Origin of the sequence: Winogradskyella helgolandensis (assembly GCF_013404085.1) — a bacterium.
In the GTDB taxonomy this organism is placed as follows: Bacteria; Bacteroidota; Bacteroidia; order Flavobacteriales; family Flavobacteriaceae; genus Winogradskyella; species Winogradskyella helgolandensis.
The window spans coordinates 864,800-879,539 of sequence record NZ_JABFHO010000001.1; the positions used below are offsets into that span (position 1 = coordinate 864,800).

The window sequence follows — 14,740 nt, forward strand, 5'->3', positions numbered from 1 at the left end:
ATGACTATAAAAGAGACAAAGCTAAGCGGATGCTTTATTATAGAGCCTCAAGTTTTTGAAGATAAACGTGGTTATTTTGTTGAAAGTTATAATGAAAAGGTCTTTAATAAAGCTTTGGGTATAGATGTTGTATTTGTTCAGGATAATGAGTCACAATCCTCTAAAGGGGTTTTAAGAGGCTTGCACTATCAATTAGGCGTATATGCTCAAGCAAAATTAGTAAGAGTAATTAAAGGTAGGGTTTTAGATGTTGTTGTGGACTTAAGACCGAATTCTGTGACTTTTGGTGAGCACTTTTCTGTTGAACTTTCAGAACAAAATAAAACGCAATTATTTGTCCCTAGAGGCTTCGGACATGGTTTTATTGTTTTAGAAGATGAAACAATCTTTAGTTATAAATGCGATAATTATTACCATAAAGCATCTGAAGCCGGAATCATTTACAACGACGAAGATTTAAATATCGATTGGCAATTGCCTAGTGCTGATTTTATTCTTTCAGATAAAGATATTATACTTCCTAAATTAAAAGATGCTAAACTATGATACAAGTCTTGTGACTGCTAAAGACGGTCAATTAGGACAATGCATTCAAAGTTTAACTGCGCAATATCCCAATATTCAATTTGTTTTTAAATCGTCATCGGATTTAGATATTACAAACAAAGACAATATAGTACATGTGTTTAGCTCGTATTCATTTGATTATTGTATTAATTGTGCAGCTTATACCGCTGTAGATAAGGCTGAAGAGGAAACCAAATTAGCGGATAAAGTAAATCATCTAGGAGCAAAGCTATTAGCGGAATCTTGTTATAATTTTAACGTCACCTTGATTCATATCTCTACAGATTTTGTGTTTGATGGTAAATCGTCAAAAGCTTACTTATAAAGTGACCTCACTAATCCTTTAGGTATTTATGGTGAAACTAAATTAAAAGGCGAACAAGCTATCTCTAAAGCTCTAGAACGTCATTTTATAATTAGAACGTCTTGGTTGTATTCCGAATATGAAAATAATTTTCTAAAAACCATGTTGCGCTTAGCTAATGAACGCGATGAAATAGGTGTCGTTGGTGATCAAATTGGAAGTCCAACTTATGCCAGAGATTTAGCAGATATGGTTCTAAAGCTTATTGAATCTAAAACCGCAAATTATGGTGTTTATCATTACTCTAATAAGGGAGAGGTAAGTTGGTATGATTTTGCAAAAGAAATTTTTGAATTAAGTAATAGCCTAATAAAACTTAATAAAATTGAAACTAAGGACTACCCCACGCTAGCTGTACGACCAAAGTATAGCATAATGAATACTACAAAAATAAGTCATCTTTTAGATTTAAAAATACCAAATTGGAAAGCTAGTTTGGCAATCGCTATGGCAAATCTTAATAAAAGGCAGTCTTAAAAATACAGTTTAGTATATAATTTTTGCTTCACAAGTTTTTGATAGCCTTATTAATAACCAATTTTTAATTGGTTATTGCATTTAAGAGGTACGTCTTAGAAATTTCTTTTTGCATATTGAGTTTTTTATTTACTTCTAAATAATCAATTTTTTCATTTAAAAGAGCAATATCTTCTATTTTGAATTGATCAATATCAATTAGTCTATTTTCTAGATTAAGTAATTTTAAAAGAGAATTAAATCGACTTAAACCTCGGGATTTATTTCCTATAATGATAAATTGTTTATTAAAAATAATTGAAAATACTAAACCGTGAAAAGAATCGGTAATTATAAAATTGGAATAGTAAAAATGAGATAGCCAGTTTTCTATTAAATGAGGACTGTTTAATGAATTACTAGCATTCAAATAAATCTTATCTATTTTTAGATTCATTCTATTAGAAATTTCATCCACAATTGAAGTGCTTTTTTCTGAAGCATCTAAAACGTAATTAAATAATTCAATTTTATGAGAGAAATCAATGCCCTTAATCATTTTTTCATAGAAGCTTACATCTGGTAAAAATGAAGGATCAAGTGTATGAACAGCTTTTTCGTAGTTAAAGCTTTCTTTACAAATTTTTAAACCATCTTCTTCTCGAGTTGATACTAAGTCAAATTTTTGAATTAAAGATTCAATTTTTGATATAGACTCTGTTTTTCCTTCCCAAAAATCCTTTCCAAATGAAGCAGCATATGCTATTTTTTTAGTTTTTGAAGAAACAAAATCCAAAAAATAAGTAGGATAGTTCTCTTTTATATATTCTAACCTCCAAACTTGATCACTACCAACAATAACGCAATCTAAATCCTTAGTAACTTCTTTTAAATACTCAGAAGTATAAGCAGTATTAGTTTTTACACTTAAATATTCTTTAAAAAAAGGGGCTACCTGTTTACGAAAAAGCTTTATCGTTTTAAAGTTTTTAGGATCGTAAATATTATACAATGGATTGATTTCAATAATTTTTTTCAACCAAAATTTAACAACGCTTTCAGGGTGTCTTTTGTCTATCCAAACAGCTTCAAATCCATTAGACTCTATAAAATTATATAATGCAGCTAATTGAATAATTCCACCGTAATTATTGTTTATAGGAAGTGTTAAAATTCCAATTTTTAATTTTGTCATTAATTATTGAATTATAGTTAAGATTTCATCTAAATCTCTTCTTTTGGATAACGTTGTTCTAAAGTTTTTATCTGCTTCTCCGATAGCAATTAAACATATAACTTTTTCAGAACTATTAATATCAAGTATCTGTTTAATTCTTTTTTCGTCGTCTTTTTCCTTTGCCCAATTTGCTGGGCAGGCAGCAATATTATAAAAATGCAATGAATATAAAAGGTTCATGAGGTAAACGCCACCGTCTATATAAAATTGATAACGTTCGCCAATAGAATAATAATAATTAACGTCTGTTGTAATTATAAGTAACTGGTTGATGTTTTGGGTAAAACCGTTTAATCCAGCTTGTAGTTCTAAAACGTTATCAATTTTTGATTTGTCTTTTAAATAATAAGCCTTTGAGGGTTGTCTATTACATACAGAGGGTGCATTTTTAGAAAGCATTATAGCTTTCTCAATTGTAGAGTCGTCTATTAAATTACCCGTAAAGTTTCTAACACTTTTTCTAGAGTCTGAGAATTTATCGAATGAAGAGAAAGTATGATCAAAAAAATCTTCTTTTGAATATTCAATAGCCCCTCTAAAAGTTGAATTGTAAGAACTATTTAATTGGTCTTTATAGAAGAGATAATCTTCTTCAGAATAAAACGTAGAGATATCAAAATTATTTTTTTTGTGCAGCTCATAATATTCACACATAATACTATATGCTACATTTATTTGAGACTTATTAGAATTAGTGAGTACTTTTTTGTTTTTAAGGTACTTGTTAAGTCTTTTTATTTTATCTTCAGCAAAGCCGTATTTTGTTTGAGAAAATAAGAGTCCTTTCTCAATTGAGTGGTAGTCTAAAATTATTTTAGCTTCAATTTTGTTTAATGTGTCAACTTTAAATACGTTGGAGTATTTGCAATAAAAGAAGGTGTCATAAAACATGTTTGTAACGACGTTGACATAAGGAAAATATCGTTTATAGATCCAAGAGCTAAACTGGTAAATTTTGGATTTTTTATTTTCTTTAAAAATTTTCTTTATGAAAAATTTCATGCAATTATTGAGTTAATACATTAAAATATGTCCAAAAGTATCAATATTTTTTATGCTTCAAGTTTTTAAATCTACAATTTTCATTATTATTTTACGCAACAACATTTATTAACTACTTTCGGCAATTAGGAAAAGAGTTTATACTATAATTTTACATGAATTTTCGTAGTAGTTTTTTTAATAATAAATATTTTATTTTAACCGACCAAGTATTAACCTCTTTAATGAACTTTGGTTCTGTTTTAGTATTATCAACGGTTTTGAATGAAACTGTTTTTAGTGAATTTGTAGTTCTATACAGTTATTCCACACTTTTAAATATAATATTAACGACTATTTTTTCTGCCCCTATTTTGGTTTTTGGTATTAAGAAATGGGATAAGACAAAGTTTAATTATTTAAGTGTAAATATCATTGGTTTTACAATTTTTAATATTGTATTCTCAGTAATATCTTTTTTCTTTTTAAGAATTCAGGTGGCTCATGTTTTTTTATTGAATTTTTTATTGATGAATTTTGGATTGACATTAGTAGATATTTTTAAAAGATTCATTTTCTCAAATAAAGTAATTTCAACTGGGTTTGCCCCTATTAGTTCATTGCTAATGAATATCACATTTTTTAGTGGTATATATGCATATAGAGATTCCTTAAATTTAAATCGAATCTTGGTGATTTATTGGGTTGCTTATTTACTAGCTAGTCTTTTTTTTATAATTATAATATATTTTAAAACTAACATTAAAAAAGAATTATCAGTTTTAGGCGTTTTTAATAAAGAGTTTTATAAGTCTGTCTTTTTTACCCATTTTAATTATGCTAAATGGATTCTTGCAGGCGCTGTTTCATTTTGGGTTTATACACAAGGTATTTATATTTTTGGTAAAGCTTTTGGAGTGTCTGATTTTGCAATAAGTAAATTGAGGATTATTCAAAATTTATTTGGAGTTTTTACAATTTTGTTGATAGCTATGGATAATTTTTTAACACCTACTTTTTCCATGAAAGCATTAGAGTCTGTAAATTTGATTCCTGTTGTTATGAAAGATTTTTACAAGCGATATACCAAACCTTTAGTGATGATCTATGTTGTTTCAATCCCTGTAATGTATATCGTTTACTATTTTTTATATCAAGATAAATACGGTGAAGGCATAACCTATATTTTAATTGTTTGGTTTGCACAATTGATTGCGATGTCTACAAAACCAATTTCTATTGCTTTAAAGGCCAAAGAAGTTACTTATCCATTGTTCTTTTCACATCTTTTTGGTGCGATTTCTATGCTTATATTTGGAGTTGTTTTAATTACTTTATTTAATGATATAGGATTAGTATTAACTTTATTGTTTGCTTTTATTACTGCGAATTTGATGAATTATATATATTATAGAAAAATATTTTAATATGGATTTAATAAAAAAGACCTATATTTTTATTTTTTTATTAGGAGTGTTTTTTCTGCCCTTTAATTCTGAAGTCCCTGATTTTATGAGCTTTTTAGGCGAATATAGTTCCGACTCTGCTCCAATATTTTTTCTCATAGCATTTATTGTATTAGTTATTCATGATTTGTTGAGGTTTAAAATATCCTTACCATTTTCTCATCCTATTTATCAGGCATTCTTCCTATTTATAATTTTTATATCATTTGCTGTCTTCTTTAATTTTTTTAACATCTCAGACTATTATTTTAAGCAAACATCTGGTTGGGTTCGTTATTTAAAACAATTGATTTCTGTATTGCTGGCATATTTTGTATTGTTTTATTTATTTTATAATGTTTGTATCAATTTAGGGGTATTAAAGACTTTTTTTATTGTTAGAAAGACAATGTTTTGGAGTCTTATTGTGGTTTTTATAGTTGGACTTGTTCAGCTTTTAATCTACTCAGGAGCAATGAGTTTAATTCCTCTTTATGAATTATTTGACTATTTACCATTTACAAGGCCGACTTTATATTTTGAATTAAAAAGAGTTAATGCTACTGCTTGGAGGCCTCCAGATTTAGGTATTTATGTAATAAGTATTTCTGGTTTTATATTTAGTTATATCCTTACCAATAAAAAATGGTATAGGTTTATTCCTTTTCTACTTGTAATTTTTTTAAGTATTGTTTCTAAATCACGTACAGCTTTAGTAACTGTTTTTTTACAGCTTATATTTCTAGGGTATTTTTCATATAAAAACTATCCCATATTTAGAAATGTTTGTAAAAAGATAATGATCTCTCTTGTCTGCATTCTTCCTGTGGTATTAATGCTTAAAGGAGATATAATATATGATACTATTAGTGATAGAATTGAATCATTAAATTTTGCAGATATAAAATCTGATAATGCTAGGTCTAATCAATCAAGGTTTGGTATTCAGTATGCCAATTTTCAGGTTTTTAAAAAATATCCAATTACTGGTATAGGGTGGGGACAGCAATCATTTGAATCAAAAGAATTATATCCGGAGTGGGCTACAAAAGGTAATTATGAGTTTAAGGCGTTCTATTTAAATGAAGAAATAAAATCCTTTCCTCCAGGGTATAATCTTTATATTAGGATACTTGCTGAAACTGGAATTATTGGTTTTATTATTTTTATGCTGTTTATACTGTTAATATTTTATTACACTTATAAATTTCTCAATTCAAATAAGCATTATAATTATATAGGTATTACAGTTTTTGTTGTCTTTTTTGGAACTCTTTTAATGTGGTTCCAAATAGATTCATTTAGGTTATATGTCTTTTGGTTGGGATTAGCTATGCTTATATGCTTGAGGAAAACAGATAATTTAGTAAATATTAAAAAATGATAAATACACAGAAGAAATTAATAATTCTTATATGTCATTATAATAATTTAGACGGTTTAAAAGCATCAATATTATCTGTCGATGAGTCAATTAACGTAGATATATTGATTGTAGACGATGGCAGTATAGAAAAACCAAACTTAGCTTCTTTAAAAAGAGAATACAAAGGGGGTGATATTTTTCTAGAAATTTTGCCCAAAAATATGGGCGTTGGTATGGCTACCAATCATGGGCTTAGGGTGATTTTAAAAATGAATTATGAGTTTACAGGACGGTTAGATTGTGGGGATACAAACCATAGTAATAAGTATTCAAAACAAATCTCTTATCTAAAAGAACATCCTGACGTTAAGTTAGTAGGAACTTTTGTTAATATGGTTGATACCAGTGGTAAAATACTTTTTGTGTTAAAGCATCCAACGACATACGACTCAATAATTAAAAAGATACATTTAAATAGTACTTTCGTTAATTCAAGCGTTATTTATTATGTAGATATTCTAAACGAAGTTGGCTTGTTTCCTGAGAAATATCATAGAAATGGTGAAGATTTCGCTTTTTTTTTTAATGTAATAAAAAAATATAAAGTTGCCAATATGCCCGAGGTTTTATTAGATTACGTAGTGGACCCAAACTCACTTTCTAGTACAAGACGAGTAGAGCAAGTTAAAGCTAGAATTAGTATTTTAAAATCTCATTTTTATTTTGGATTTTACCCTATTTATGGCTTAGCTAGAAATTATATCTTATTACTGGCGCCGAGAGATTTTACAACTTTTATAAAAAAAATTATTAATAAGAATTGAAAAAGAATCTTAAAAATATCTATGTAACTTTTTTTTCGCTTTTTTGTGCAGTAGTTCCGTTTACAGATTTGGGAGAAGCAATTCCTAATATTGCATTATTAGTGTTATTGGTATTATTTCCTTTTGTAGTTCAAAAAGAAGATTGGAAAAAAATTTTAGATAAGAGGTTTTATACCTTATACTTTTTAATCTTTTTGGTAACTATTCAGTTAGTTATCTTTAGTCGATTAGAGGATTTTAAATTTGTTAGTACATTACTGTTAGTCATACTTGTTTTAATTATATCTATCCCAATCAAAAATAAGCTGATTCCGATTCTCTCATTTATTTATGGATCATTAGCTTTACTTATTGTATCTACTATAAATTTGGTTAGTCACTACATGTTATCAGGGCAATTTAATATGACAGTGGGTGATCATGTTTCTTCAATTTTATTAGGTGATAGACCATATATTGGCTATGTATATGTATTAAGTTTTTGCATGTGTTTGTATGTTGCGACTCAAATTTCTAAGGCAAAATTTCTGTATTATGTTTTAGCATTATTATTTCTAGTTTTTTTATTAATTATTTCAGCAAGAATTTCGTTGATTTCAATCGTTGTTGTGGTTTTATCATATTTATTTTATACTAAAAACTTAAAAAAAGTAGGTTTGATAATAATTGTGTTAACCTTGTTTAGCATCATAATGTTTACTGTTAACCCGAGTTTAAAAAAGCGTTTTTTTATATCTAATAATAACCATAGTTTTGAACAGATAGTTAAGTTTGAACCGAGATATTTTATATGGAGTTGCGCAAATGAGATATTTTTTAATAATAAAAATTATTTCGTAGGGAAAGGCTTTGTTGTAATTAATAATGAACTAGAAAGCTGTTACGTAAACAGGTTAGATTTTGCAGATAAAAAGCAACAAGATTTTTTTGTTAGAAGTAAATTTAATACTCATAATCAATTTATCAACTTCTTGTTAAGTTCTGGTATTTTAATATTTTTAATATTTATCATTTTTTTTCTGCTTTGGCTCAAGTTAGATTATAAAAGTTATTATTCTTTTATTCTACTAATATCTCTCATTCTTTTTTGTTCAGTAGAGAACGTTTTGGCTAGGCAAATGGGCGCAGAATTATTTGCACTAACATTGATTTTTTCTACAATGATTTCTTCTAATATTAAAAATTCAGAAGGTCATTCCATCAAATAATAAGTGCTTTTTATAATGTTTATTATTTAAAATTGAACAATTACGTTCAAAAGGAATTATATTAGTTAGTATTTACTTTAGTAGCTAAATAAATTATATTTGTTGTCTATTAAATTAGGCTTGTTAGTATTCTAAAAATTAATTATTTTTCCTTTAATGAAGAAAATAAAAATAGCACATATTCTTAATTCAGTTGGAGGAGTAGATGTCTCACTACGATTAATTTTAACGAATATTGATAGTTCTAAATATGAAAATATTGTTTTTCATAGTGATGATGATACAAATGTTCCATATTTGGATAATGTTGAAAACCCTATTAAAGATTATAAATTACCAATCAAAAGGGAGATTAGTCCATTAAAAGACATTGCTGCGATTTTTAATACGTTAAAAATTTTAAAGAAGGAGAAACCACAAATTATTCATGCTCATAGTGCAAAAGGTGGTATAATAGGGAAAATAGTAGGTTATATATTAAAAATACCAGTTTTACACACGCCTCAAGCTTATTCTTATTTAAGTGCAGAAACGAGTTTTAAGCAAAATTTGTATCTTTTTGTTGAGCGGTGTTTTAGAGGTCTTAATAATAAAATTTTAGCTTCTTCTGTTTCTGAAAAAAATAGAGCTATTAAAGAGGTTGGTTATAATAGAGAGAATGTGTTGTTATTTAATAATTCAATTAATCCAATTTCTGAAATAGAAGATTTATCTATTGAAAAAACTTGGCCAGATTATTATATCTGTTCTGTTGGCCGTCCTTCCTACCAAAAAAATATTGAGCTTATGCTTGATGTATTGGTTGAGGTAAAAAAAACGCTGCCACAAATTCATCTTGTACTAATGGGTGTTGGTTATCATTCACCTAGTCTTAATACGGTTAAAGAAATAATTAAAACACAAAATTTAGATAAAAATGTTACTCTTTTAGAATGGACTTCTCGCAATGATATATTTAATATTATAAAAAACTCTCAATTATATATTTCTACAGCAAGATATGAAGGGCTACCCTATTCTGTAATAGAAAGTCTAGCACTTAAAAAAGCTATTGTAGCCACTGATGCTGACGGAAATAGAGATTTGATAGAGAATAATTATAATGGTTATCTTATTGAGAATGAAGATAAGTACAAGTTTTCTGAAGGAATAATTAAGTTAATAAATACTAATGAAATTAATACTAAGTTTTCTGAAAACTCGTTAAAACTATTTAATAGTAAATTTGATATCAATAAGAACATTCGTCATCTGGAAAAAATTTATTTAGAAAATCTAAAAAAGTAACCATATTTTTATTAAATAATAAAACGAAAAATTGAGTTTATTCAAACAAGGAAGATATTCTGGGTATTTAAGGCCCATCTCTTACATTATTGATTTATTAATAATTAATGTAATAGCTGTCTTTTATTTATTTAATGAGAGTTATCCATTTGCTTTTTTAGCTCTAATATCAATATGTTGGTTTTTTTTATCTGTTTATTCACATTTTTATGAGGTATATAGATATACAAGACCAATAAACATTTTGTCGCTTATTGTGCAGCAATTTATTTTGTTCCTACTTGTGATTTTTGCTTTTTCGGGTTTGTATTATGAGCTTGATATGTATCCAAAGCCATTAGTTAAATATGCGCTATTGTGTTTTCTTTTTATTACAATTTTTAAATATGCCATATATTACCTACTGCAGAAATATAGAACCTCGTTTGGTGGAAACTTTAGAACCACGGTAATTATAGGGTTCAACAAAAAGACACTTGCTTTAGATAACTTTTTTAACAAGAATCCAGAGTATGGTTATTCACATAAAAAGACTTTCAATTTAAAAAATAAAACAGATTCTCTTGATGCTTGTTTTCAGTTTGTACTAAAAGAAAGTATTGATGAGATTTATTGTTCTATTTCAGAATTAAGCAATGCTCAAATTGCTGATATTGTAAATTTTGCTGATAATAATCTTAAGATTTTAAAGTTTATTCCAGATAGTAAAGAGATTTATTCAAAAAAATTAAGATATGAATATTACGATTATATACCTGTTCTTACACTTAGAACTATTCCTTTAGAAGATTCTGTAAACACAATTATAAAACGTGTTTTCGATATTCTATTCTCTTGTTTCGTTATCGTCTTAATTCTATCATGGTTAACACCTATAATCGCCATCTTAATAAAGTTAGAATCTAGAGGTCCTATATTTTTTAAACAGTCTAGAAATGGATTTAATTATAAAGAATTTGATTGTTATAAGTTTAGATCTATGATGCCAAATAAGGATGCGCATGCAAACCAAGCAACAAGAGGCGACCAGCGGGTGACTAAGGTTGGTAAATTTATCAGAAAAACAAGTATTGATGAATTACCACAGTTTTTTAATGTTCTTTTTGGCGATATGTCTGTAGTAGGACCAAGACCTCACATGGTAAGTCACACAAAAATGTATGCTAAGAAAATAGATAAATTTATGGTTAGACATTTCGTTAAACCTGGCATTACAGGTTTAGCACAAACTAGTGGTTTTAGAGGAGAGGTCGAAACAGATAAAGACATTATTGGTAGAGTAAAGTATGATATATTCTATATCGAGAACTGGTCATTACTTCTAGATATTAAAATTATAATTCAAACCTTTGTTAACGCTGTAAAAGGTGAAGATAAAGCTTATTAGATATCGCAAATTAAGATTTAATATCAACCCTGTAACTAAACTTCATTCGAAATTACCCCAAATACCTTTTAAAATAATCAAATACATATGGAATTTATACGAGGAAGATATTCATGGGTTTTAAGACCATTTTTGATTATATACGATCTCTTTGTTATTAATTTTCTTGCTTTTTATTTACTAAATTTTAATAGCCAAGAATTATACTTTTTCTCATATGAGTTGTTCAATAATAAAAATATATTATACTTATTGTACTCAGTCATATTTTGGCTTTTATCTACACATTTCTTAAAATTTTATAAAGTTTATAGATACACGTCTTTATTAGATATTCTTTCTCTTATTTTAAAGCAATTGGTTGTATATACTTTTTTAGTTTATGCTTTTGAAGGATTTTTTAGAAGTATTAACATAGAGGTTTCTGTAACATTAAATTATTTAGTTTATAGTTTTTTAGCTATTAGCTTCGTTAAGTTATTAAGCTATTATATTCTAAAATCTATTAGAGTGTATTTAAAAGGAAACTTAAGGAATATTATTGTTATTGGTGATGGGGAAAGTGTCAACGCATTAAAAAAAATATTTCTAGAAAAGAAAGAGTTGGGCTACAGTATTAAAGCTATTTTTAGTAAATCACAAGAAGATAACAATTCGGGTTTTATTGAAGATAGCTTTGCCTACCTAGAAAGTAATAATGACAATATTGATGAGATTTACTGTTCAATTACAGATTTATCAGAGAAAGAACTTAATGAGTATGTGAGGTATGCAAACATACATCACTGTAACATTAAGTTTATTCCAAACACAAAAAAGTTTATTACCAAACGATATAAAACAGATTACTACAACTACATCCCTGTTTTATCTATTCAAGAAGTCGCTCTAAATAATGAAGTCAACAAACTTTTTAAACGCGTATTCGATATTGTATTTTCTATATTAATAATAGTTTTTGTATTACCATGGCTGTCTATTCTTTTATTTATTTTAATTAAGTTAGAATCAAAAGGGCCTTTGTTTTATAAGCACAAAAGAACAGGAATAAATTATAAAGTATTCTATTGTTATAAATACAGATCGCTTACCACAACTCAAGAATCTAAAGGAACGTATGTGAGCCAAAACGATAAACGGGTCACTGCAATAGGTAAGTTTATACGGAGAACAAGTATAGACGAATTACCACAGTTTATAAACGTTTTAAAAGGGGAAATGTCTGTAGTTGGTCCAAGACCACACATGCTTACGTATACCGATGATTATTCTAAGAAAATTAATAAGTACAATTTTATCTATAGACATAATGTGAAACCAGGCGTAACAGGATTAGCACAAATTAAAGGATATAGAGGTGAAATTAAACGCGATAAGGATATTATAAATAGAGTAAAATATGATATTTTTTACATAGAAAATTGGTCACTTTTATTAGATTTAAAAATCATTGGCCTTACCATAATTAACGTTGTTAAAGGCGACGATAAAGCATATTAAAGTAATATATGAAACCACTAGTTTCTATCATAACTCCGATGTATAACAATGCTAATGTCATAGAGAGAACCATTAGTAGTGTACTCAATCAAACGTATCCTAATTGGGAGTTGCTTTTGGTAGATGATGCATCTACAGATCAGATTAAGGCTATTTTAAAGCCATATATTGATAAAGACTCAAGAATTAAGCTATATAGCCACAAAAATAATAAAGGTGCGGCAAAGGCGAGAAATTTAGGAACTAAAATGGCTTTGGGTAATTATATTGCGTTTTTAGATGCAGACGACCTTTGGGAAAGCAATAAACTTCAATTACAAGTAGCACAACTTAAAAGCAATAATACTGATGTCTGTTTTGGAAGTTATGAATGGATTGATTCTGAAGGGGATCCACTAAATAAAAAAGTCCATGCTTTAAAATCACTTACTTACAAAAAGCTACTGAAAGCAAATTATATAGGTAACTTAACAGGAATTTATAATTGTGAAAAATTAGGTAAAATATACACGAAAGATTTAAAAAAACGGCAAGATTGGTTACTGTGGTTAGAAGCTTTAAAACGAAGTGAAAAGCCAGCAATAGGTATTACTAAAACAATAGCCTATTACAGAATTACAGAAGGGTCGCTCTCATCAAATAAAACGAGTCTTATAAAACACAACTTTAATGTCTATAGAGTTGGTTTGGGGTTTTCGTTCCTAAAATCTGTAGTATATCTAATTCAATTCTTCAATGAACATTTGTTTGTAAAAAAACGATTGATTAAGCCTATAACTTAGAAACAAACTGTTTTAATTTTCCGGATTTTGAGCGTTTTAGTTTGTTTAAGCGTTCAAAGCTGACGGTGATTCCAGATTCCAAGTAGCGTTCTATTTCTGAGGTAATGAGTGTTCTCTTTTTAGGTGAGAGTTCATCTCTACTCACAAATTTTATTTTAAAATGATCTAAAGCCAGTTGCTCAATTATAAATTCTGAAACATTACCATCATTTTCAATCACGCTTTTTGTAATGTAGTAAAATGTAAGTCCAGCTGCTTTTTTTCCGCTTGGTAGTTGTACAATATCATTTGTTCTGCCAGTGAGATGCTTTAAAATAGGCTTTTTGAGAGTGCTTTCTTTGCTGAGGACACCAACATCACCAACATCATAACGTATTAGTGGATGTGCTTTATTGAAAAAGGAGGTAATAACAATTCGACCTTCTTCACCATATGGTAAAACCGTATTATTTTTATCTAGAATTTCAACATACAAGGTTTCACTATTAACTTGCCATTCATCCTTTAGATTTTGAAAAGCAATTAAATCTAGTTCAGAAGCTCCATATTCGTTCACTACAGGCACACCAAAATAAGTTTCCATAAGAGATTTATCATCATCAAATAACATTTCTGAAGTCACAATACAAACTTTTAAATTTGGACAAATTTGACTTAAAACCAAACCTTTTTGTTTTAAAAATTTAGCAAATTGAACTATTGAACTGGTGTAACCGTTGATGAAGTCAAATTCAGATTTTTTAAATTTTGTCAAGGCATTTTCAAAAGCAGCATCACTCAAGTCAAACACCGAAAATCGAAATCTATTGCTAAAATAGTCCTTCAACCGTTCCTTATAATAGCCTTTTTTATCTAAAGGAATCCCATAAAATCGTGCTTGTTTGGATGTGTTAAAATCTATACCATACCAACCAAACCGGTTCATAATTTCTGCCCAAGTCAACGCATGGCACCATTTGTCTTTTGCAAAAATAAAAGGATCACCAGAGCTTCCAGATGTTTTATTTATATAGACATTTTTAGGTGTAAATCCATCACTTAAGCGTTGTTCTAATGGTTGCTGTAAATGTCGTTTTGTAATAATTGGTACTGAATTCCAATCGTTGATATCAATTGATTTTCCTAAGGTTTTGTAGAAGGAATTATGCTCCAAATGATACGTAATAGTGGCTCTTTTCTGATCTTCAATATAAGTTTCAAACTCCGAATCATTTTTCGCTTGAATTTCAGCTAAAGCAATTTTAGCCTTGTCAATATCAAAGCCATTTACTTTTAAGGTAAAATCGAATAATCGCAAAGTGTTTTTTGCCTTTAAGGTTTCCGTAAATTAATTGTT

The 14,740-nt window shown here is 28.1% G+C and carries 12 protein-coding genes and 1 pseudogene; 10 read left to right on the top strand and 3 right to left on the bottom strand.

Annotation, left to right across the window (positions count from 1 at the left end; genetic code table 11):
* Entirely contained in the window at positions 1 to 546 is a 546-nt protein-coding gene (gene rfbC, locus HM992_RS03485) for a dTDP-4-dehydrorhamnose 3,5-epimerase (protein ID WP_179318726.1), read from the top strand.
* Positions 533 to 1,408 (top strand): annotated as a pseudogene (rfbD, locus tag HM992_RS03490) (dTDP-4-dehydrorhamnose reductase). The gene rfbC and the pseudogene rfbD overlap by 14 nt, the downstream one beginning before the upstream one ends.
* A gap of 64 nt (positions 1,409 to 1,472) precedes the next feature.
* On the opposite strand, the gene HM992_RS03495 reads toward rfbD, so the two are convergent.
* The gene (locus HM992_RS03495; protein WP_179318727.1) at positions 1,473 to 2,582 is read right to left on the bottom strand and encodes a polysaccharide pyruvyl transferase family protein; all 1,110 of its coding nucleotides are present in this window, start codon (positions 2,580 to 2,582) and stop codon (positions 1,473 to 1,475) included.
* Positions 2,583 to 2,585: 3 nt separating this feature from the next.
* Positions 2,586 to 3,626 (bottom strand): nitroreductase family protein, encoded by a 1,041-nt coding sequence (locus HM992_RS03500; RefSeq protein ID WP_179318728.1) that lies wholly within the window; start codon positions 3,624 to 3,626, stop codon positions 2,586 to 2,588.
* 260 nt (positions 3,627 to 3,886) lie between these two features.
* Between HM992_RS03500 and HM992_RS03505 the strand changes: the two genes are divergently transcribed.
* The 8 genes from HM992_RS03505 (at position 3,887) to HM992_RS03540 (ending at position 13,404) form a co-directional block, all read left to right on the top strand.
* On the top strand, positions 3,887 to 5,032 hold the full coding sequence (locus tag HM992_RS03505) for a polysaccharide biosynthesis protein (protein WP_179318729.1): 1,146 nt from the start codon (positions 3,887 to 3,889) through the stop codon (positions 5,030 to 5,032).
* A 1-nt stretch (position 5,033) separates the two neighbouring features.
* Entirely contained in the window at positions 5,034 to 6,434 is a 1,401-nt protein-coding gene (locus HM992_RS03510; protein ID WP_179318730.1) for an O-antigen ligase family protein, read from the top strand.
* Positions 6,431 to 7,240, top strand: coding sequence for a glycosyltransferase (locus HM992_RS03515; RefSeq protein WP_179318731.1), 810 nt, complete (start codon positions 6,431 to 6,433; stop codon positions 7,238 to 7,240). Before HM992_RS03510 ends, HM992_RS03515 begins: the two co-directional genes overlap by 4 nt.
* Complete coding sequence (locus HM992_RS03520) at positions 7,237 to 8,448, top strand: O-antigen ligase family protein (RefSeq protein ID WP_179318732.1); 1,212 nt, start codon at positions 7,237 to 7,239, stop codon at positions 8,446 to 8,448. Before HM992_RS03515 ends, HM992_RS03520 begins: the two co-directional genes overlap by 4 nt.
* A 156-nt stretch (positions 8,449 to 8,604) precedes the next feature.
* Positions 8,605 to 9,735, top strand: coding sequence for a glycosyltransferase (locus HM992_RS03525; RefSeq protein WP_179318733.1), 1,131 nt, complete (start codon positions 8,605 to 8,607; stop codon positions 9,733 to 9,735).
* A 31-nt stretch (positions 9,736 to 9,766) separates the two neighbouring features.
* Complete coding sequence (locus HM992_RS03530; RefSeq protein WP_179318734.1) at positions 9,767 to 11,122, top strand: undecaprenyl-phosphate glucose phosphotransferase; 1,356 nt, start codon at positions 9,767 to 9,769, stop codon at positions 11,120 to 11,122.
* Between the two features lie 87 nt (positions 11,123 to 11,209).
* Entirely contained in the window at positions 11,210 to 12,622 is a 1,413-nt protein-coding gene (locus HM992_RS03535) for an exopolysaccharide biosynthesis polyprenyl glycosylphosphotransferase (RefSeq protein ID WP_179318735.1), read from the top strand.
* An 8-nt stretch (positions 12,623 to 12,630) separates the two neighbouring features.
* Positions 12,631 to 13,404 carry a glycosyltransferase family 2 protein gene (locus HM992_RS03540; RefSeq protein WP_178986378.1) on the top strand — a complete coding sequence of 258 codons (774 nt, stop codon included), beginning with the start codon at positions 12,631 to 12,633 and terminating at the stop codon, positions 13,402 to 13,404.
* Here the strand turns inward: HM992_RS03540 and HM992_RS03545 are convergent.
* The gene (locus HM992_RS03545) at positions 13,394 to 14,701 is read right to left on the bottom strand and encodes a phenylacetate--CoA ligase family protein (protein WP_179318736.1); all 1,308 of its coding nucleotides are present in this window, start codon (positions 14,699 to 14,701) and stop codon (positions 13,394 to 13,396) included. The two genes, HM992_RS03540 and HM992_RS03545, sit on opposite strands and share 11 nt — an antisense overlap.
* Positions 14,702 to 14,740 lie beyond the last annotated feature (39 nt).

Excerpts from the sequence above, each read along its gene's own strand:
- rfbC (WP_179318726.1), top strand. The coding sequence starts at position 1 with ATGACTATAAAAGAGACAAAGCTAAGCGGATGCTTTATTATAGAGCCT.
- HM992_RS03495 (WP_179318727.1), bottom strand. The coding sequence starts at position 2,582 with ATGACAAAATTAAAAATTGGAATTTTAACACTTCCTATAAACAATAAT.
- HM992_RS03500 (WP_179318728.1), bottom strand. The coding sequence starts at position 3,626 with ATGAAATTTTTCATAAAGAAAATTTTTAAAGAAAATAAAAAATCCAAA.
- HM992_RS03510 (WP_179318730.1), top strand. The coding sequence starts at position 5,034 with ATGGATTTAATAAAAAAGACCTATATTTTTATTTTTTTATTAGGAGTG.
- HM992_RS03515 (WP_179318731.1), top strand. The coding sequence starts at position 6,431 with ATGATAAATACACAGAAGAAATTAATAATTCTTATATGTCATTATAAT.
- HM992_RS03525 (WP_179318733.1), top strand. The coding sequence starts at position 8,605 with ATGAAGAAAATAAAAATAGCACATATTCTTAATTCAGTTGGAGGAGTA.
- HM992_RS03535 (WP_179318735.1), top strand. The coding sequence starts at position 11,210 with ATGGAATTTATACGAGGAAGATATTCATGGGTTTTAAGACCATTTTTG.
- HM992_RS03540 (WP_178986378.1), top strand. The coding sequence starts at position 12,631 with ATGAAACCACTAGTTTCTATCATAACTCCGATGTATAACAATGCTAAT.